This is a genomic window from Brevundimonas diminuta, assembly GCF_050310045.1.
Classification (GTDB): Bacteria; Pseudomonadota; Alphaproteobacteria; order Caulobacterales; family Caulobacteraceae; genus Brevundimonas; species Brevundimonas diminuta_F.
Genome location: NZ_CP190005.1, coordinates 1,157,338 through 1,172,646, shown reverse-complemented (window position 1 = coordinate 1,172,646; position 15,309 = coordinate 1,157,338). Strand labels below are relative to the sequence as shown.

Below are 15,309 nucleotides of genomic sequence, written 5' to 3'. Positions count from 1 at the left end.
CATGACCTCTCAGCCGCTCTCTGGCCATCACCTCCCCGCCCACCTGAACTGGTCCAAGATCGCCTTCCTGTGGGGCGTGGCCGTCACCCTGGCCGGCTGGATCGTGTTCGGCGCCCAGGCCGCCCAGCGCCTGTCCGCGCTCGAGACCCGCACCCAGCCCCTCGCGAACGGCGACCTGGTGGCCGTCCAGCGCGATGTCTCCTGGATCCGCTCCCGCCTCGAACAGGAGCGCCGTCCGTGACCGTCACGCGTCGTCAGATCTTCGATATCCTCCGTTCCCTGCCCATGATCCGCTTCGCCCTGATGCTGGGCGGCGGCGTCGTGGCGACCAGCTTTGTCGCCTGGGTCCAGGGCCTGATCGGCCACGGCCGCTGGCCCGCGTCCGAAGCCGTCGCGATCGCCCGTATCTCCGCCCTGCAATGGCTTGGCCTCGGCGGCCTGCTGATCATCGCCATCGTCATGGTCGCCCTCGCCTTCGGCCAGCTCGGCAAGGCCACGGTCGGGGTCGGCGGCGTCCAGGTCGATCTCGATTTCGACAACCCCGACAACCCCGAAGCCGGAGCCCCATGATGAGCTTTCGCCTCAGCGCCCGATCGCGCGAACGCCTTAAGGGCGTTCACCCCGACCTGGTCCGCGTGGTCGAACGCGCCATCCAGTTGACCGGCGTGGACTTCATGATCACCGAGGGCCTGCGCACGCCCGCCCGCCAGGCCGAGCTCAAGCGCGCGGGGGCCAGCCAGACCCTGAACTCGCGTCACCTGACCGGCCACGCCGTCGATGTCGCCGCCTGGGTGGATGGCGACGTGCGCTGGGACTGGCCGCTCTACCCCCGCATCGCGTCGGCCTTCAAACAGGCCGCACGGGAACTGAACACGCCCATCATCTGGGGCGGCGACTGGCCGCGCCTGCGCGACGGCCCCCATTTCGAGCTGGACCGAAAGGCCTACCCCTGATGACCCGCGCCCGCCGCAGCGTCCTTACGCGTACCTTCAACTTCGCCACGCCCTTCGGCGGCCTGATGGCGGCGGTCATCCTGATCGCCATCGTCGGTCTTCTGATCATGGCCGCCGGCGGTCTCGGCTTCCGTTTCGACCCGTTTGACCGCGCCGTCCGCCGCGCCGACCAGGCGGAGGCCACCGCCGCTGCCGCGACCTCAAACGCTCTGGCGCGAATGATCGAGGCGTCGGGCGAACGCGACACCGCCGCCCGCGTCGATGTCGTCGTCCGTCAGATCGCCGCCGCCGATCGCGCCGTCTTCTCCCTCACTTCCGACGCCAGGATCGCCCTCGATGCGAACGACCCACTGGACCCCGAGCGCGCTCGCCGCCTGCGCGATGTTGATCACCAGCTGTGCGCCGCTCGCCCGGCCATCTGCCCCGACCGTCCCTCCGCGTCGCTCGATGCCGACGGCGGCGATGCAGCCCTGCACCCTGGTCGGCCGCCTGCCTTCTGATCCGACACAGTCCGATCTTGAGATCGGCTACGCCGTGCGCGGCGCCGAGATCCTGGCCTGTGACGCCAGGCGCGATCTGGCTGTCTCCGTCCACCAGGGCGAACATGACGATATCGACGCCTGGCTGACCGCTCTTGCTCCTCGGCCGTCTCTGTGGCGCCGTCTGCTGGGCGCGCGCTGATGCGCAAGTACCAGAGCCTGAAGGATCACATGACCAAGGCCCTGACGCATCGCGGCGTCGCGGCCAACCCGGCGGATCTCTACTTCCACATTCCGCAAGGATCCCTGCAGGCGACCCAGCGCGACGGCCTGTCCTTCAACTACGCCTACACCCTGACCTTCGCCGTCCTCGATTCCGCCTGGTCGGTGGACGAGATCATGATCCCCCTGCTGATGTGGGTTCAGCGCTGGCAACCCGACCTGCTCGCGCCCACGGCGCCGGAAGGCGGCATCGCCTTCGAAATTGAAGATCAGGATGAGGGATCCAAGGTCGATGTCATGGTGCGCGTCCCGCTGACCGAAGCCGTCTGCCTGACGCCGCGCGAGGGCGGCGGCTATGACGTGACGCGGCCCGAAGAGCCTGTTCCCTTCGCCCTGCAGGGCGGCGAACCGCTGCACGCCGTCTATCTCGGCGACGAGCTCATCGGCCACTGCGCCGATCATCCCGAGCTGGGCTGACGGCGATCATGGACCGCGCCGACGAGCTCGCCAGCTACAGACAAGCCGTCTCCGATCTGCTGGAACGCCTGTCGCCCAAGGATCGCTCGCGCCTGCTGCGCAAAACGGCCCACATGCTGCGCCGGTCGCAGCAGCGACGGATCGCCGCCCAGGTCGGTCCGGACGGCGCGCCCTGGCCCGGGCGTAAACAGCGCGCCGACCCCAAACCCGCCAGCCGCGCCATCCGGTTTCTGTATCGCCGCCCTGGCGCTGACCCTCGTCTGGTGGACATGCGCAGCTGGACTCGACGCGGAAACATGCTCACCGGCTTCGACCGCGAAGCCGAGGGCGTCCGCACCTTTCGCGCCGATCGCATCTCTCGCCATCTTCCTGCAGAGGGCGCGGCTGACCCGGGTGCCATGGCCGGCTCGATCCGCGGCCGTCGCGGCGGGGTGAAGAAGAAGGCGCGAGCGATGTTCTCCCGAATGCGCACCGCCTCCCACCTCAAGGCCGGCGCCACGCCGGACGAAGCCTGGGTCGAGTTCACCTCCCGCGCCTCGCGCATCGCCCGCATCCACCACTTCGGCCTGAAGGATCGCGTCTCTCCCGGCGGCCCCGAAATCCGCTATCCCCAACGTGAACTTCTGGGCTTCAGCCAGGAAGACGACGAAGCCGTCCTGGCTCTGATCGTGGAAGAGATGGAGCGCTGAGGCGGCGCCGCTTCCTTGTGGTCAGGTCCGCCCCGCACAACAGAGCCCTATCGCCAGCGTCGGCGCCTGACGGCGACATGGCGCCATGTCCGGCGCCCTCGACCTGTCTAAGCTGCCGCCGCCAGCGGCGGTCGAACCCCTGTCGTTCGACGCCATACTCGGCGAGCACCGGTTCGACCTGATCCAGCGCCTGCCCGGCATGGCGGCTGTCGTCTACCTGCCCAGCGAGCCCGCCTCCAAGCTGGCCGAGTCCTACGCCTGGCGCGAGCTCCTGCTGCGCAACCGCATCAACCAGGGCTTCAAGGCTTCGACTCTCGCCTTCTCGACCGGCGCCGACCTGGACATCGCCGCCGCCAATCTGGCTGTCGAACGGCTTCCCGGCGAAGGCGATGAAGACCTGCGCGCGCGCGCCGTCATGGCGCCCGACGCCTGGTCGGTCGCAGGCCCGCGCAAGGCCTATGAGTTTCACGCCAAGTCGGCCTCCCCCCTGGTCGCCGGCGTCGCGGTCTCCTCGCCCAGCCCCGGCGTCATCCGCGTGGTGGTTCTGTCAGACGCGGTCGACGGCGTCGCTGATGCTGATCTGCTCGCCACCGTCTCCCGGGCGCTCAATCACGAAGACGTCTGCCCCTTCGATCAGGTCGACGTGGTCAGCGCCGGCGTCAGCCCCTTCGACGTGCGCGCCCGGCTAAAGATCCACGCCGGACCGGACCCCGGCCCTGTTCTGCAAGCCGCCGAAGCCGCCGTGCGGGCCTACGTCGCCAAGCGCCGGCGTCTGGACGACAGCATCGTTCACAAGGCGCTCATCGCCGCCCTGATGCAGCCGGGGGTGGAGGACATCGACCTGATCGCGCCCGTCGGCGACATCGCCGCGATACCTGACACGGCGCCGGTATTGCGGGATCTGTCGCTCGAGATCGAGGTGCTGCCATGACGGCGGGCGATCCCCAGCTGCTGCCCCGAAACGCGCGGCCGGTCGAACGCGGCTTCGACGCCATCGCTGAAACGCGCCTGAATCGTCTCGCCGCCATCGCCGCCGGCATCCGCAGCCTGAACGATCCGGCCACCTGCCCCCCGGCCTGGCTCCACGTTCTGGCCTGGTCGCTGGGCGTTGAGACCTGGCGATCGGACTGGCCGATCGCGACGAAGCGTGCGGTGATCGCCGCGACGCCGCGCATCAAACGCCGGAAAGGCACGGTCGGCGCGGTCCGTCGCGCCGTCCAGGCTGTCGCGGGCGCGTGCCGCGTGCAGGTCCTCCGCTGGTGCGATCCCGGCGGTTCGGGCGTTCCCCACACCGGTCTGGTGGACATTGACGTCACAAGCGGCGCGCCGTCGGGACTCCCCCGCGACGCCATGGAGGCGGCAAACGCGGCAAAGCGCGAAAGCGTCCATCTGTCGTTCCGTCTCACTGCCCGCCCCAGGACCGATGAAGTCACGGCCGCACTGATCCGCCGTCCCATCGTCAGCGCACGACTCGCCCTGTCCTCCGACCTGCGGCCGAACATCAGCGCCCCGATCCTCAGCGTCGCCCTCCTGCGCCGCCCACTCATCCTCGCCCGCATCGGAACCCCGTCATGAGCCTGCTTCCCGCGTTGACCAAGCTCGGACTTCTCGCCCTTCAGTCCGCAAAGGCCGGCGGCGAACCCGTCGTACTGACCGACGTCGCCCTCGGCTCAGCCCCGCGCCTGCCGACCACGGACGAGACAGGCCTGATCGCCCCCATCGTCTCGACCCCGATCACCTCGCACACCCTGGATACAATGACGGGCCAGCTGGACCTCGGCGTCCAGATCGACGGCGCGGCGGTCGGCCTGACCCAGGACCACATCGTCCACGAGGCGGGGGTCTTCGATCAGTTGGGCCGCCTCATCTACTACTGGGCCTCGCCCGACAGCCTGGGGTCGATCACCCCGCGCTCGGCCTATGCGCTCAACATCGCCGTCCTGCTGGCCCAGGCCGACGCCGCCGTCATCCATATCGTCGACCAAGGTCCGCCCTGGGACGCTGTCCTCGGCCGGCAGATCACTGCCTTGGAAGCCCGCACGCGCCAGGCTTCCTTCCGCAACCTCTTCCTCGCTCAAGCTTAAGGAGACGCCTCATGCGGCTCGCCGCCTCAAACCTGCCCGCAGCCCAGGACGTGTGTCTCTACGCGGTTCCTGCCGACAGCCGGGCGGTCTTCACCGTCTCGTTCTGCAACCGCACCCCTGCCATGGCCAAGGTGCGCCTGGCGATGACCAACGGCGAGGCTCCGACCGACGCCGACTGGCTGGAGTTCGACACGCCGCTGATCGGCTTCGCCGTGCTGGAACGCACCGGCCTAGCCCTGACAGGCGGCCAGAAAGTCTATGCCCGCGCCGACGTTGATGGCGTTTCGGCCGTGGCCTTCGGCGTGGTGGACAACTGATGGGCCGCTATCTGTCCAGCGCCGGCGCGTCTGCGCTCGGCCTCGCCGCCGGAGGTTATCTCCTGCCCGGTCAACTGCCCGGCTTCGGCTCGGGGCGGATCGAAGTCCTCGGGCCGCGTAATACCGCATGGCGTCCGCCTGCCGGCGTCACCCGCATTCGTGTCCGCGTGGCGGGCGGCGGCGGCGGGACCGAAACCGCCGCCACCACGTCGTTTGGCGCGCTGATTTCGGCTACCGGCGGCGCCCATGGAACAGCGGACGCGCCCGGCGCCGGCGGCCAGGGTTTCGGCGGCGACTTCCAGGCTTCGGGCGGGCCCGGCGGCGCTGGCCGCCGATCCGGCGGCGGCGCGGCCGGTTCGGAACTCGGCGACGGCGGCGCGGGCGGCGCGGGCCATCCATCTGGAGGCGCGGCTTCTGCAGGCGGCGGCGGCGCGGTCGGCGGCCGCGTCGGGGGCGCGGGAACCGACAGCGGCGAGACCAACGCCCGGAACGGCTCAGGCGCGTCCCCCTTCGCCGATGGCCAGCAATGGACCCCGACCGTCGGGCCCTTGAACCCAGGCGGCCCTGATTTCTCGACAGCGGGGCAATATGCCAATGCGCTAGGCGTCGCTTTGCCGCATCCGCTGTTCGCTTTCATCGGCTGCGGCGGCCGCGCCGAAAGCAACAACGTCAACCAAGGCGGCCCGGGCGGCGGCGGCGCGGGGGCGTCAAACAACGGCGGGCCGGGCGGCGTGCTGGGCGGCGGAGGCGGCTCCACTGGCAACAGTCCCGGAATGGGGGGGCTCTACCTACCCGCTGACACGACCAGACTGAAGGACGCCGTCTCATCCTACGAGCCACGCTACATCGGCGGCGGTCGTGGTGGTGACAGCACCCGCATGGGCTCCGGCGGCGGCGGCTATGCGCGCGGCGAGTTCGATGTCCTGCCCGGCGTGGACATCCCCCTGACCATTCCCGCCCACAACACCGCCGGCTGCTCGGGCGGCATCATCATCGTGGAATACTGACATGAAGTGCGCCCGCATCCTCAACAACGTCGCGGTCGATGTCATCGATCACGACCCGGCCGGGGCCTTCCACCCCGACCTCGCCGTCCAGTTCACGCCTGTCCCTGCCGAGGTCGTGCCCGGCGCGCGCCTCGTCAACGGCGAATGGATCGCGCCCGAGCCGGTCGCGCCTGCGCCCGCTCCGGCCCCGCCGATCCAGATGGCCATCATCGACTTCCTGCGCCTATTCACGCCCGCGGAGCTGGCCGGCTTCAACGCCCTGCGCAAGACGGTGGCCGCCCTGGCCCCCGAGGACTACGGCGACCCGACCAAGGCCGCTCTGGTCGGCTTCGAGGTCGGCCTGACACACTACGACGCCCTGCGCGCCGGCCTGATCGAGCTGGACCACCCCGAGACGATCCAGTGGCTGTCGCTGCTGGTGCCGCTGGGCGTCCTGACCGAGGCGCGTCTGGCCCAGGTGTTGAGCGGCCAGAAGGTCGACTGACCCCGGTGATCCGTTTCCCGCCGCCCGCGCAAATCCTTCTCTCGCCCGCTCTGGTGGAATTGCGCGGGCGCGGCCTCATGACGGTTCGCGCGCCGATCAGGGTGCGGCTGGAGCTCGGCGACACCTGCGCCTCCTTCATCACCATCCCGTCCGGTTTTCAATCTGACGGCGTCAGCAGGCCCTGGTGGCTGGGCTGGATGATCGACCCCTGGGGCCGGGCCGCCCTCGCCGCGCTTCTGCACGACTACCTGCTCTCCCTGCCCGGCGTAACGAAATGGCAGGCCGACCTGATGTTCCTTGCGGCCCTGCGCTCGCAGTCGGTCCCTGCGCTTCTGGCCCACCTGCTCTACTTCGCCGTGCGGACCCGGCGCCCAGGGCCGACGCCAACATCCTGACCAGCCCTCGCTCTTGTGCGGGGCGGACCTGACCACAAGCGACGCAGGCGTCTCTTGGCCGTCTGCGCCATCGTCCGCGCCATGAGCCGCCCTTCCCGCAGATCCAGCGCTGCCGCGCCTGCAACGACCGATCGCGCGATCGCCGATCTGGTGCGCGAAGGCGTAATCGACAGCGTCGACCTCAACGCCGGCAAGGCTGTGGTCCGCATGGGCGACATTCTCACCCCGCCAATCGACTGGCTCATGTCCGTGGGCGACACCACCATCTGGCTCGCCCCGACCGTGGGCCAGCCCGTCGCCGTCATCTGCCCGGAAGGCGACATCGAGCGCGCCTTCATCGCAGGCGGCCTGCCCTCCTCCCAGATGGCGCCGCTTTTCCTGGGCGCTCAGGTCGCGATCCGGTTCAAGGACGGCGCCCTGATCATCTACGACCCCGAAGTGAAGGCCCTGCAGCTGCAGCTGACCGGCTCGGCCGAAATCGTCGCTCCTGACGGCGTCTCGATCACGGCGGACGTCGCCATCGAGGGCGGCCTGTCGGTGACCGGCGACGTGGCTGTCAAGGGCCAGATCGACGCTCAGGGCAAGATCACCAGCCCCGACGATGTGGTCGGCGGCGGCAAGAGCCTCAAAGGCCACCGTCATACCGGCGTCCAGACCGGTGGCGGCCTCACGGGCGCGCCTCAATGAGCGGCATCTCCTCCATGACCGGCCGGGCCCTGGACCCGACCAGCGACGAATACGTCCTGCAATCCGCGGTCGACATCCTCACCACCCCGATCGGCTCGCGCGTCATGCTGCGCGACTACGGCTCCTGGCTTCCCGATCTGGTTGATCAGCCCGACAACGCTTTGACCCGCATCCGCCTGTATGGCGCCACCGCTCTGGCCCTGCTGCGCTGGCTTCGCCCGGCCCGCATGACGTCTGTCCGGCTCGAAGCCGAGGGCGACGCCCGCTCGCTGCGCATCGAGCTCGAACGCACCGACCTCCCCCGTCCCCGCTCGCTCGGCTTCTCCCTGCCGCTGGCGCGCGCCGGCCTCATGCCCCTCACCTGAACAAGGAATATCGCCCATGGCTCTCACGCCGCGACGCCACGGCGTCAAAATCATCGAAGGCGCCGCCGGCGTCGCCGCCCTCGCCCTGGTGGCGACTTCAGTCTGGGGCCTGGTGGCCGTAGCGCCGGGCGCCGATGCGGATGTCTTCCCGCTGAACAAACCGGTCCTGGTGACGGACATCGACGCCGCCGTGGCGGCCGCTGGCGCCGACGGCACCCTGGCGCGCAGCCTTCGCGCCATCAGCGACCAGGTGCGCGCGATTGGCGTCGTCGTCCGCGTCGCCCCCGGCGAAGGCGACACCGAGGGCGAAAGACTGGCGTCTCAGAACGCCAATCTGATCGGCCTGGGCGGCGTCGGCGAACGCACCGGCATGCAGGCGCTGCTGGACGCCGAAACCGTGACCGGCGTTCGTCCCCGTATCATCGCCGCGCCCGGTTTTTCCGAAGCGACCGTAGGCGCTGCGCTGGGCGTCCTGGCCGCCAAGCTGAACGCCATCGCCTATTTCGACGCCGGGCCGACCCGCACGGTCGCCGCCGCCGCCGCCTTCCGCGAAGGCTTCGGTCAACGCGAGCTCTTCCTGACCTTCGGCGACTTCCTGGCCGCCGATCCGACCACGGGCGAGCTCGAGGTTTCCTACGCCGCCGCGCGGGCGGTCGGCCTGCGCGCCCTGCTCGATCAGACGGAAGGCTACAGCAAGACGATCTCCAACGTGCCGGTCGCCGGCGTCGCGGGCATCACCCCCGCCGTCAGCTGGGACCTGCAGGACGAGAACACCGAGGCCGGCCTGCTGAACGGCGCCGACATCACCTGCCTGATCCGCCGCGACGGCTATCGTTTCTGGGGCAACCGCGGCTGTTCCTCGGACCCGCGCTACGCCTTCGAAAGCGCCGTGCGCACCAACCAGGTGCTGCGCGACACCATCGCCGAAGGGATGTTCCCCTACCTCGACAAACGCCTGACGCCGGCCCTGGCCAAGGACATCGTCGAGGCGATCAACGCCCTGTTCCGCCGCGAAATGGCGGCCGGCCGCATCATCGGCGCCGAGGCCTATCTCACCGAGGCCAACACGTCCGACCAGCTGGCCGCCGGCAAGCTGTCGATCGCCTACGACTTCACCCCGCCCGCGCCGCTCGAGAACCTCGAGATCACCGCGACCATCACCGACGAATACTACGCGGACTTCACCCTTGCCTGACGCGGCCCTCTGAAGGCGCGGCTCTCGTCGCGCTTTCAGACATCCCGACAGTCTCTTCAAACTTCACAGGATTCTAATCCATGAACATCCCGCGCAAGCTTAAGGACTTCGTCGTCCATGGCGAGGGCCAGTCCTTCATCGGCGAAGCCAAGAGCATCACCCGGCCGCCGCTCGAGCTCGAGGGCGAGGACACCAGGCTGTCGGGCATGATCGCCCCGATCAAACTGTTCAACGGTCTGCAGGCGCTCGAATTCCTGCACGTCTACGGCGGCGAAATCCCGGCGCTCAACGCCTCCTTCGGCCGTCACGCCCTGGACGCATCGCAGCTGCGCTTCACCGGCGTTTACCAGCATGGCCTGCAACAGGGCTACGATCAGGTCGAGATCACCGTGCGCGGGCGCACCTATTCCTTCGACCCGGGCTCGGACGAGATCGGGGCCGATGGCGACGTCACCTACAAGACGACCTGCGTCTATTACAAACAGGTCCGCAACGGCCGGCCCGAGTTCGAAATCGACATCCTGAACAAGGTCTTCCGTGTCGCCGGCGTTGATCGCCTGGCCGAAGAACGCCGCCTGCTGGGCATGTTCTGATCCACCGCACCCTCAGCCGTCGTCGCGCCTCCTGCGACGACGGCCCCTGCCCTCTTCAAACTGACCGCCGTCCATCGACCGGGGAACCGCCATGAACAACGCCGCCGAAGCCGCTGTAACTGAAGACAAATCGACTGTCCGCGTGCCGCTGGACAACCCGCTGAAGCGCGGCGACGAGACGATCACCTCCGTCACCCTGCGCAAGCCTCTGGGCGGCGCCACCTCGGGGACCAAGCTGGTCGACCTGCTGAACCTCGACCTGGTGGCCGCATCGAAAGTGGTGCCGCGCATCTCCTCGCCGGTCATCACCGCCGTCGAGTTTCTGAACATGGACGTCGAGGACTGCACGGCCATCGCCGGCGAGATCGCGGCTTTTTTGCTGCAGAAGCGCCAGAAGGAGGCGCATGGCCTCTAAGCGTCGATGACGCCATGGCCGACATCGCCGCCGTCTTTCACTGGACGCCGGCGGCGATGGCGGACCTCACCCTGACTGAGCTTTTCGAATGGCGTGACCGCGCCGTCGATCGCTGGAACCGCATGCACGCGGCGCCGGAAAAAGCGTCCTGACACACCCTCCTGACCGGCCATCATGTCGCGCAACCTCCGCCTTTCCCTGATCATGGACGCCGCCGGCAACGCCACGCGTTTCCTGAAAGGCGTGCATGGTGAAACCGAAGCCACGTCAAAGGCCTTGCGCGCCGCCCGCGAGCGGTTGCAAGAACTGAAGGCCTCCTCACGCGACGTCGCCTCCTATCGTCGGATGACGGACAGCCTTGGGCAGACTCGCCAGAACCTCAAAGCAGCGCGCGAAGAGGCGGCCCGTCTGGCCAAGGCCCATGCTGCGACCACGACACCCACCAAACAGCTGACCCGCGCCTTCGAACTGGCGAAGATCAAGGTGCGAGAGCTCAAAAAGGCCGAGGAAAGCCAGCGCCACGGCTTGCAGGCCTTACGCGGCAAGCTGGATGAGGCGGGGCTTTCGGCCAAGCGTCTGAGCGCCTCCGAAGCTAGACTCGCCAGCGACACCCGGCGCGCCAACGCGGCCCTGCATGAACAGCGCGACAAGCTCGAGAAGCTTAAGGATCGTCAGGACAAGATGCGGGGCGCGCGCGAAGCTTACGACAAGCGCCAGCAGTTCGCCGGAACGGCGGCGGGCGCCGGCGCCTCGGCGATCGGCGCGGGCATGGCGGTCGCGGCGCCCCTGGTCCTCGGCGCCAAGGCCGCAATCTCCTTCCAGGACGCGATGCTGGATGTGAGGAAGGTCGTGGACTTCGACACCCCCGAACAGTTCGCCGAGATGAACCGCGACGTGCGCAATCTGTCTCGCGACCTGGGCCTTCCGGCCGAGGGCGTCGCCCAGATCATCGCCGCCGCCGGCCAGGCCAAGATCCCGCGCGAGGAACTGCGCGGATTCGCCAGGGATGCGGGCCAGATGGGCGTGGCCTTCGGCACGACCGCCGAGGACGCGGGGCAGAAGATGGCGACCTGGCGGACCGCCTTCGCCATGACCCAGGACCAGGTGCGCAGCTTCGCCGACCAGATCAACTATCTGGGCGACAACGGCAACGCCACGGCCATGCAGATTTCCGATGTCGTCACCCGCGTCGGCCCCCTGGCCGGCGTGGCCGGCGCGGCCGCGTCCGAAGTCGCCGCCCTGGGCTCGACCATCGTCGGCTTCGGCGTGGCCGAAGAGATCGCAGCGACCGGCATCAAGAACACCATGTTGGCCCTGACCAAGGGCGAGGCCGCCACCAAGTCGCAACAGAAGGCCTACGCCGCCCTCGGCCTGGAAGCCAAGGCGGTCGCCAAGGCCATGCAGATGGATGCGGGCGGCACGATCGTCGACGTTCTGGAGCGTGTGCGCGGCCTCTCTGTCGATCGTCAGGCGGCCGTCCTGACCCAGCTGTTCGGCTCTGAATCCGTCGGCGCCATCGCCCCCGTCCTGACCCAGCTCGACGTGCTGAAGACCAACCTCGAGGCCGTCGCCGACAGTCAGAAGACGGCGGGTTCCATGGCCGTCGAGTTCGCCAATCGCCAGTCCGGCGTCCAGGGCGCAGCGGATCAGGCGGTCAACGGATTGAAGGCGGCCGCATCCGCCGCGGGCGAGCCCTTCCTCGCCCCGCTCCGCGAAGGGGCGCTTGCGCTCGTCAGGATGTCCGAACACTTCCAGGCCTTCGCCGAAAAACACCCTGGCCTGATCACCGTCATCGGAACCTTGGTCGGCGTGATCGCCGGCGCGCTGCTCGTCTTCGGCGGTCTCGTCCTGGCCGTCGCCGCCATCCTGGGCCCCTTCGCCCTGCTTCAGTTCTCCCTGGCGATGGCCGGACCGATGTTCGCGCCCGTCATCGCCGGCGCGCTGGGCGCAGCGCAGGCCTTCGCCGCCTGGGGCCTCGCCATGCTGGCCAACCCGGTCACCTGGATCGTGCTGGGCATCGTGGCGGCTGTGGCCCTGCTGGCGGGCGGCGCCTATCTGCTGTTCAAGAACTGGGGCCGGGTCACCGCCTTCTTCGGCCGGCTCTGGGACGGCGTCAGCCGGGCCGTCGCCGGCGGCGTCGCCTGGATCACCGACGCACTGGTGAAATGGTCGCCGCTCGGTCCGATCGTGCGGAACTGGAGCGCCGTCGCCGACGTCTTCAGCGCCCTGTGGCGAGCTATGGCCGAAACCGTCGGCCTCGGCCTCGACCTGATCAAGCTGGCCATCCTGCGCTTTACCCCCCTGGGCTTCATCCTGCGCAACTGGCAGCCGATCACCGGCTTCATGTCCGGGCTGTGGACCGGCCTGCAGCATCTCGTCGGACTGGGCCTGGACGTCCTGCGGGCCCTCTTCTTCAACTTCACCCCGCTGGGCCTGGTCATCCGCAACTGGTCGGGCGTCACCGGCTACATCGGCTCGGTATGGTCCAGCGCGCGGTCGGCCGTCTCGACCGGCATCGGCGCGATCAAATCCGCCATCGCCAACTTCGCCCCGCTCAACGACTTCAAGTCCGCCTTCGCCCAGGTCTGGACCTGGATGAAAGATTTGCCGGCCAAGCTGATGAGCGCCGGCGCTGACGCCATGCGCGGCTTCACCCAAGGCATCCGGGGCCAGCGCGACCGGGTGCAGGCTGCGGCGGCCGAGGCGGCCGGGCGCGCCGAAACCGGCGCCCGGCGTCGTCTGGACACCCATTCGCCTTCGCGCGTGTTCGCGGCGATCGGGGGCGATGTCATGGACGGCTTTGCGCTGGGCGTGCAACGGGGCTCCGGGTCCGTCGTCGGCAGAATGCGAACGGCCGCCGCCGCCGTCGCGGCCGCCGGCGCCGTCACCGTCGCTGCCCCGACCCACGCCGCGCCGCTCAATTCTCCGGCGGGCGTTCGCTCGACGGTCGAAGAGCCGCCGGCGTCCTTCCGGCTTGGCGCCGCGCCGCCCGACGGCCGCAAACACCCGACGCCCGCCGCGGACATCGTCGCGCCCGCAGCAGTCGTCAGCTCCCCAGCGCTCGACTACGCAGCCTTGGCTGCAGCGCTAAAGATGACGGCAGTGCCGACGGTCGTCGATCATGCCCCGCCGCTCGAAACCTCAGGGCAGCCGAGTCAGCTCGATCTCTCCGCTATCCTTCGAACCGCGGAGGCGGCGCTGGGCCAGAGGGTCGGAAACGGCGAGGCGGGCAGCGGCGATCGCTCGCCTGCTGAACTGGCCAGGCCGCGCGACTTTGCGCCGGCCGTACAGTCATATCCCACCCCGCCGCCCCGGCCGGGCCGCCCGTCGATAGGCTCGGTCACCCTGCATGTTTACGCCCAGCCCGGTCAGGACGCCCAGGAGATCGCCCAGGAGGTCATGCGGCTGATGCAGGATCCGAACAACGCAGCCTTTGAAGACGACGGGGAAGGTTTCGACTGATGGCCTTGATGACCCTGGGCATGTTCGCCTTTGATCTTCCGACGCTCGCCTACGGGGAGCTGCAGCGCCGCTCCTCCTGGCGTCACCCGACCAATGACCGCGTCGGCGCGCGCGCCGCCGGGCAGTTTGTCGGCCCCGGCGAGGACGCCATCACCCTCAGCGGATCGCAGGCGCCGGGCCTGATCGGCGATCCTGACAGTCTGCCGGAACTTCGTCGCATGGCCGACAGCGGCGAGGCCTGGCCGCTCATCGATGGGATGGGCCGCAACTTCGGCGCCTTCGTCATCACCAATCTGGACGAGACGTACCGGAAGATCATCGACAACGGCGCCCCGCGCATCATCGACTTCACCCTGACGCTCGCGCGTATGGAGGATGCCGACGCGGCCGATCAGGCAGGCGGCGCCCCGGCCGGCGCGGGCGGCTGATCATGCGCACCAGTCCCAAAGCCTACATCCACCGCAAGCCGGCCTGGAGCCTGACAGTCGACGGTCAGGTCATCGACGACACCGTCAATCCGCGGCTGATCAGCATCGCCCTGACCGAAAAGCGCGGCGCCGACGCCGACGAGCTTGAGATCTCCCTGACCGACCACGACGGCGAGCTGCAGATCCCCAGGCGCGGCGCCGAGATCGCCCTCTCGATCGGCTGGCTGGACCTGGGCGAAAACCGCAGCCCCGTCCTGGTCGACAAGGGAAGGTTCAAGGTGGACGAGGTCTCCCATTCCGGCGCGCCTGACGTCCTTTCCATCCGCGCCCGGTCGGCGGACCTGACCAGAGCCTTCCGCAACCGCCGCTCCAGGTCCTGGAAGCAAACCACCCTCGGCGAGATCCTGGGGGAAGTCGCGGGCCGCAACGGCCTCCAGCTGGCCTGCTCCGACGACATGGCCTCGGTCGAGATCCCGCACCTGGCGCAGAGCCGCGAAAGCGACGCCGCCTTTCTCGCACGGCTTGGGCGCGTCCACGACGCCGTCGCCACAGTCAAGGCGGGTCGCCTGATCTTCATGGCCTGCGACTCCGGCGTCAGCCCCTCCGGTCAGCAGTTGGGCGCGGCGACGATCACCCGCGCCGACGGCGACAAACACAGCTGGAAGCAGTCCGAGCGGGGTGCCTATTCCGGCGTCGTCGCGGAATGGCACGATCGCGCCGGCGCAGAACGCAAGAAGGCCGTCGCCGGCTCGGAAGAAAACGCCAAACAACTCAGCCGGGTCTACGCGTCCGAAGCGGCCGCCGTGCGCGCGGCCAAGAAGGAGCATCAGCGCCTCCAGCGCGGCAAGGCCGAGTTCTCGCTGAACCTCGCGCGCGGTCGCCCCGACCTCTTCCCGGAGAAGCGCCTGACCGTCTCGGGCTTCAAGCCGGAGATCGATTCAGCCGACTGGCTGATAACCGAGGCGCGCCATTCAATCACGGCCAGCGGCTTCGTCACGACCGTGCAGATGGAGTTGGGCGCCGCGTCGTGAACGAGCTTCAGAACGCAACTACCGCA

Annotated in this window: 23 protein-coding genes; all 23 read left to right on the top strand. The window is 69.0% G+C overall.

Translation table 11 applies throughout. The features are described from left to right. The first annotated feature begins 1 nt into the window (after window position 1). The 23 genes from ACORJG_RS05595 to ACORJG_RS05485 all read left to right on the top strand — a co-directional run bounded on the left by ACORJG_RS05595 (window position 2) and on the right by ACORJG_RS05485 (window position 15,283). Entirely contained in the window at window positions 2–241 is a 240-nt protein-coding gene (locus tag ACORJG_RS05595) for a hypothetical protein (RefSeq protein ID WP_427792275.1), read from the top strand. Continuing rightward, entirely contained in the window at window positions 238–570 is a 333-nt protein-coding gene (locus tag ACORJG_RS05590; protein WP_427792274.1) for a hypothetical protein, read from the top strand. The genes ACORJG_RS05595 and ACORJG_RS05590 overlap by 4 nt, the downstream gene beginning before the upstream one ends. Continuing rightward, window positions 570–953, top strand: coding sequence for a M15 family metallopeptidase (locus tag ACORJG_RS05585; RefSeq protein WP_427792273.1), 384 nt, complete (start codon window positions 570–572; stop codon window positions 951–953). Before ACORJG_RS05590 ends, ACORJG_RS05585 begins: the two co-directional genes overlap by 1 nt. Further along, window positions 953–1,453 (top strand): hypothetical protein, encoded by a 501-nt coding sequence (locus ACORJG_RS05580; protein WP_427792272.1) that lies wholly within the window; start codon window positions 953–955, stop codon window positions 1,451–1,453. Before ACORJG_RS05585 ends, ACORJG_RS05580 begins: the two co-directional genes overlap by 1 nt. Then, on the top strand, window positions 1,416–1,634 hold the full coding sequence (locus ACORJG_RS05575; RefSeq protein WP_427792270.1) for a hypothetical protein: 219 nt from the start codon (window positions 1,416–1,418) through the stop codon (window positions 1,632–1,634). Before ACORJG_RS05580 ends, ACORJG_RS05575 begins: the two co-directional genes overlap by 38 nt. Beyond that, window positions 1,634–2,131 carry a phage tail protein gene (locus ACORJG_RS05570; RefSeq protein WP_427792268.1) on the top strand — a complete coding sequence of 166 codons (498 nt, stop codon included), beginning with the start codon at window positions 1,634–1,636 and terminating at the stop codon, window positions 2,129–2,131. The genes ACORJG_RS05575 and ACORJG_RS05570 overlap by 1 nt, the downstream gene beginning before the upstream one ends. 8 nt (window positions 2,132–2,139) lie before the next feature. Further along, the gene (locus ACORJG_RS05565) at window positions 2,140–2,820 is read left to right on the top strand and encodes a phage virion morphogenesis protein (protein WP_427792267.1); all 681 of its coding nucleotides are present in this window, start codon (window positions 2,140–2,142) and stop codon (window positions 2,818–2,820) included. A gap of 85 nt (window positions 2,821–2,905) precedes the next feature. Further along, window positions 2,906–3,751 (top strand): baseplate assembly protein, encoded by an 846-nt coding sequence (locus ACORJG_RS05560; protein WP_427792265.1) that lies wholly within the window; start codon window positions 2,906–2,908, stop codon window positions 3,749–3,751. After that, window positions 3,748–4,395 (top strand): phage tail protein I, encoded by a 648-nt coding sequence (locus ACORJG_RS05555; RefSeq protein WP_427792263.1) that lies wholly within the window; start codon window positions 3,748–3,750, stop codon window positions 4,393–4,395. Before ACORJG_RS05560 ends, ACORJG_RS05555 begins: the two co-directional genes overlap by 4 nt. Then, complete coding sequence (locus tag ACORJG_RS05550; protein WP_427792261.1) at window positions 4,392–4,904, top strand: hypothetical protein; 513 nt, start codon at window positions 4,392–4,394, stop codon at window positions 4,902–4,904. The genes ACORJG_RS05555 and ACORJG_RS05550 overlap by 4 nt, the downstream gene beginning before the upstream one ends. 11 nt (window positions 4,905–4,915) lie before the next feature. Next, window positions 4,916–5,221 carry a hypothetical protein gene (locus tag ACORJG_RS05545; protein WP_427792260.1) on the top strand — a complete coding sequence of 102 codons (306 nt, stop codon included), beginning with the start codon at window positions 4,916–4,918 and terminating at the stop codon, window positions 5,219–5,221. Then, a complete protein-coding gene (locus tag ACORJG_RS05540) occupies window positions 5,221–6,228 on the top strand; it encodes a hypothetical protein (RefSeq protein WP_427792258.1) in 1,008 nt (335 codons plus the stop codon). The genes ACORJG_RS05545 and ACORJG_RS05540 overlap by 1 nt, the downstream gene beginning before the upstream one ends. A 1-nt stretch (window position 6,229) precedes the next feature. Next, entirely contained in the window at window positions 6,230–6,712 is a 483-nt protein-coding gene (locus ACORJG_RS05535; protein ID WP_427792257.1) for a hypothetical protein, read from the top strand. Window positions 6,713–6,789: 77 nt separating this feature from the next. Continuing rightward, window positions 6,790–7,107 (top strand): DUF1353 domain-containing protein, encoded by a 318-nt coding sequence (locus ACORJG_RS05530; protein ID WP_427792255.1) that lies wholly within the window; start codon window positions 6,790–6,792, stop codon window positions 7,105–7,107. 81 nt (window positions 7,108–7,188) lie between these two features. After that, on the top strand, window positions 7,189–7,794 hold the full coding sequence (locus ACORJG_RS05525) for a phage baseplate assembly protein V (protein WP_427792253.1): 606 nt from the start codon (window positions 7,189–7,191) through the stop codon (window positions 7,792–7,794). Continuing rightward, window positions 7,791–8,159, top strand: a complete 369-nt coding sequence (locus tag ACORJG_RS05520; RefSeq protein ID WP_427792251.1) for a GPW/gp25 family protein — start codon at window positions 7,791–7,793, stop codon at window positions 8,157–8,159. Before ACORJG_RS05525 ends, ACORJG_RS05520 begins: the two co-directional genes overlap by 4 nt. Window positions 8,160–8,175: 16 nt before the next feature. Next, complete coding sequence (locus tag ACORJG_RS05515) at window positions 8,176–9,354, top strand: phage tail sheath subtilisin-like domain-containing protein (protein ID WP_427792249.1); 1,179 nt, start codon at window positions 8,176–8,178, stop codon at window positions 9,352–9,354. A gap of 80 nt (window positions 9,355–9,434) precedes the next feature. Continuing rightward, window positions 9,435–9,947: a phage major tail tube protein gene (locus tag ACORJG_RS05510; RefSeq protein ID WP_368933315.1), complete on the top strand. Its 513-nt coding sequence runs from the start codon at window positions 9,435–9,437 to the stop codon at window positions 9,945–9,947. Window positions 9,948–10,038: 91 nt separating this feature from the next. Beyond that, window positions 10,039–10,362, top strand: a complete 324-nt coding sequence (locus ACORJG_RS05505) for a phage tail assembly protein (RefSeq protein WP_427792247.1) — start codon at window positions 10,039–10,041, stop codon at window positions 10,360–10,362. 14 nt (window positions 10,363–10,376) lie between these two features. After that, complete coding sequence (locus tag ACORJG_RS05500; RefSeq protein ID WP_427792246.1) at window positions 10,377–10,514, top strand: GpE family phage tail protein; 138 nt, start codon at window positions 10,377–10,379, stop codon at window positions 10,512–10,514. A 22-nt stretch (window positions 10,515–10,536) separates the two neighbouring features. Further along, on the top strand, window positions 10,537–13,824 hold the full coding sequence (locus ACORJG_RS05495; protein WP_427792244.1) for a phage tail tape measure protein: 3,288 nt from the start codon (window positions 10,537–10,539) through the stop codon (window positions 13,822–13,824). After that, entirely contained in the window at window positions 13,824–14,252 is a 429-nt protein-coding gene (locus ACORJG_RS05490; protein ID WP_427792243.1) for a phage tail protein, read from the top strand. The genes ACORJG_RS05495 and ACORJG_RS05490 overlap by 1 nt, the downstream gene beginning before the upstream one ends. 2 nt (window positions 14,253–14,254) lie before the next feature. Further along, window positions 14,255–15,283 carry a contractile injection system protein, VgrG/Pvc8 family gene (locus tag ACORJG_RS05485; RefSeq protein WP_427792241.1) on the top strand — a complete coding sequence of 343 codons (1,029 nt, stop codon included), beginning with the start codon at window positions 14,255–14,257 and terminating at the stop codon, window positions 15,281–15,283. Window positions 15,284–15,309: the final 26 nt, after the last annotated feature.

Excerpts from the sequence above, each read along its gene's own strand:
- ACORJG_RS05500 (WP_427792246.1), top strand. The coding sequence starts at position 10,377 with ATGGCCGACATCGCCGCCGTCTTTCACTGGACGCCGGCGGCGATGGCG.
- ACORJG_RS05545 (WP_427792260.1), top strand. The coding sequence starts at position 4,916 with ATGCGGCTCGCCGCCTCAAACCTGCCCGCAGCCCAGGACGTGTGTCTC.
- ACORJG_RS05495 (WP_427792244.1), top strand. The coding sequence starts at position 10,537 with ATGTCGCGCAACCTCCGCCTTTCCCTGATCATGGACGCCGCCGGCAAC.
- ACORJG_RS05485 (WP_427792241.1), top strand. The coding sequence starts at position 14,255 with ATGCGCACCAGTCCCAAAGCCTACATCCACCGCAAGCCGGCCTGGAGC.
- ACORJG_RS05515 (WP_427792249.1), top strand. The coding sequence starts at position 8,176 with ATGGCTCTCACGCCGCGACGCCACGGCGTCAAAATCATCGAAGGCGCC.
- ACORJG_RS05540 (WP_427792258.1), top strand. The coding sequence starts at position 5,221 with ATGGGCCGCTATCTGTCCAGCGCCGGCGCGTCTGCGCTCGGCCTCGCC.
- ACORJG_RS05575 (WP_427792270.1), top strand. The coding sequence starts at position 1,416 with ATGCAGCCCTGCACCCTGGTCGGCCGCCTGCCTTCTGATCCGACACAG.
- ACORJG_RS05560 (WP_427792265.1), top strand. The coding sequence starts at position 2,906 with ATGTCCGGCGCCCTCGACCTGTCTAAGCTGCCGCCGCCAGCGGCGGTC.
- ACORJG_RS05520 (WP_427792251.1), top strand. The coding sequence starts at position 7,791 with ATGAGCGGCATCTCCTCCATGACCGGCCGGGCCCTGGACCCGACCAGC.
- ACORJG_RS05510 (WP_368933315.1), top strand. The coding sequence starts at position 9,435 with ATGAACATCCCGCGCAAGCTTAAGGACTTCGTCGTCCATGGCGAGGGC.
- ACORJG_RS05595 (WP_427792275.1), top strand. The coding sequence starts at position 2 with ATGACCTCTCAGCCGCTCTCTGGCCATCACCTCCCCGCCCACCTGAAC.
- ACORJG_RS05535 (WP_427792257.1), top strand. The coding sequence starts at position 6,230 with ATGAAGTGCGCCCGCATCCTCAACAACGTCGCGGTCGATGTCATCGAT.
- ACORJG_RS05550 (WP_427792261.1), top strand. The coding sequence starts at position 4,392 with ATGAGCCTGCTTCCCGCGTTGACCAAGCTCGGACTTCTCGCCCTTCAG.
- ACORJG_RS05580 (WP_427792272.1), top strand. The coding sequence starts at position 953 with ATGACCCGCGCCCGCCGCAGCGTCCTTACGCGTACCTTCAACTTCGCC.
- ACORJG_RS05490 (WP_427792243.1), top strand. The coding sequence starts at position 13,824 with ATGGCCTTGATGACCCTGGGCATGTTCGCCTTTGATCTTCCGACGCTC.
- ACORJG_RS05570 (WP_427792268.1), top strand. The coding sequence starts at position 1,634 with ATGCGCAAGTACCAGAGCCTGAAGGATCACATGACCAAGGCCCTGACG.
- ACORJG_RS05525 (WP_427792253.1), top strand. The coding sequence starts at position 7,189 with ATGAGCCGCCCTTCCCGCAGATCCAGCGCTGCCGCGCCTGCAACGACC.
- ACORJG_RS05505 (WP_427792247.1), top strand. The coding sequence starts at position 10,039 with ATGAACAACGCCGCCGAAGCCGCTGTAACTGAAGACAAATCGACTGTC.
- ACORJG_RS05585 (WP_427792273.1), top strand. The coding sequence starts at position 570 with ATGAGCTTTCGCCTCAGCGCCCGATCGCGCGAACGCCTTAAGGGCGTT.
- ACORJG_RS05565 (WP_427792267.1), top strand. The coding sequence starts at position 2,140 with ATGGACCGCGCCGACGAGCTCGCCAGCTACAGACAAGCCGTCTCCGAT.
- ACORJG_RS05530 (WP_427792255.1), top strand. The coding sequence starts at position 6,790 with ATGACGGTTCGCGCGCCGATCAGGGTGCGGCTGGAGCTCGGCGACACC.
- ACORJG_RS05555 (WP_427792263.1), top strand. The coding sequence starts at position 3,748 with ATGACGGCGGGCGATCCCCAGCTGCTGCCCCGAAACGCGCGGCCGGTC.